1 pseudogene is annotated in these 1,916 nt (G+C 69.2%); it reads left to right on the forward strand.

Going from position 1 to position 1,916, the window contains the following annotated elements:
* Positions 1 to 1,916 (forward strand): annotated as a pseudogene (locus GT354_RS56045) (hypothetical protein); the annotation flags it as partial.

The following is a 1,916-nucleotide window of genomic DNA, read 5'->3' on the forward strand; positions in this document are numbered from 1 at the left end:
GCCGGGCCCACCGCGACCGCGACCGCCGCGCCGAACGGCGTGGCCACCACGGCTGGCACGGACGGCACGGACGGCACGGACGGGCCGTACGCCGATCGCGGCAGCCCCGGTCAGGGCTCGCCCTCCGCGTCCAACCGAGCCGCCTTGGCGGCCGCCGCCAAGGTGAGCCGCAGCGAGGTGATCGCCCGGGCTCAGAGTTGGGTCGGCATAGGACTCAAGTACAGCTGGAACACCACCTACGAGGGCTACCGCACGGACTGCTCCGGCTTCGCCTCGATGGCCTGGAAGCTCGGCAAGCCCGGTCTCGACACCACCAGCTTCGGACCGGCCGGGGTGACCGTGAACATCGGCAAGGGCGAACTCAAGCCGGGAGACGCGCTGCTGAACAAGGCCGCGGGCGCCAACGGACACATCGTGCTGTTCGACAAGTGGGTGGACGGGTCACAAGGGTCCTACTGGGGTTACGAGTTCAGTGGCAGCGGGATGCACCACCGGCAGATTCCCTACCCGTACTTCTCCGGCCACGGCACGTTCGTACCGGTTCGCAACGTCGCCGTGATCGACGACGGCCCGACGCTGCCGCCGCTCGACCTCTCCGATTCCTCGAAGCTGCCCGGTGGGACGTTGGTGCGTGAGCCCGGCGGTTCGATGGCGGTGGCCGCGGGTGGCGCGTTGCTTCCCTTCGGGTCGATGGCCGAGCTGACCGAGGCCGGCTACGCGAACCGCATGTACTACAACGTGGGTTCCGGTTACATCGGCAGCGCGTCGCACCAGCCCGTGTCCGGCACCCTGATCCGTAGCGGCCCCAGCCCGTCCGTGTACGTCACCGCCGGCGGCGGCCGGGTCGTCTTCCGCGACGAGGCAGACCTCGCCGAAGCCCGCTACGACATGTCCCGCGTCGTGGTCGTTCCCTCCTCGTTCGTCGCCTCGCTACCGGAAGGCGTCGCGGAGGGTTCGTTGATCCGCAGCGGCCCCGAGAGCACCGTGTACGTCACGATCAACGGCGCCCGCATCCCGTTCCTGGACGAAGCCGAACTGGCCCAGGCCGGCTACGACATCGGCCGCACGGTCGTGGTCCCGCTGTCGTACCTGTCCACCCTGCACACCGGCGCCACGAACGGCACGCTGATTCGTGTCGGGCCGGACCCGACCGTCTACGTCACGATCGACGGTGCCCGGGTGCCGTTCAAGGACGCCGACGAACTCGCCGCCGCCGGCTACGACATCACCCGTACCGCCGTCGTGCCCGTGTCGTTCATGTCCGGCCTGTCGCAGCGCCTCCCGGACGGCACGCTGATTCGGACCGGTTCCGAGCCGACCGTCTACGTCACCGTCAACGGCGCCCGCGTCCCGTTCAACGACGCCGACGAACTCGCCGTCGCAGGCTACGACATCACCCGCACCATCAAAATCCCCACCTCCTACCTGAACACACTCCCCCAAACCATCCCCGACGCAACCCTCATCCGCACCGGCGACAACGCCTCCGTCTACGTCACCGCCGGCGGCGCCCGAATCCCCTTCACCACCGAAACCGAACTCACCCAAGCCGGCTACGACATCACCCACACCGTCAAAATCCCCACCACCCACATGAACACCCTGCCCACCGAACCCGCCGACGGCACCCTCGTCCGCACCGGCCCCGACCCCACCGTCTACCTCCTCGCCGGCGGCGCCAAGCTCACCGTCCCCACCGTCACCGACCTCACCGACGCCGGCTACGACATCACCCACACCGTCACCACCCCCACCACCTGGACCAACCAACTCCCCACCACACCCCGCAACGGCACCCTCGTCCGCGGCCCCGGCACCACCCAAACCTGGCTCGTCACCAACGCCACCCGCACCCCCACCACCCCCACCACCGACGCACACATCGTCCCCCTCACCGCAGCCACACTCGCCGCCAT

The organism is Streptomyces sp. SID3343 (assembly GCF_009865215.1).
Classification (GTDB): Bacteria; Actinomycetota; Actinomycetes; order Streptomycetales; family Streptomycetaceae; genus Embleya.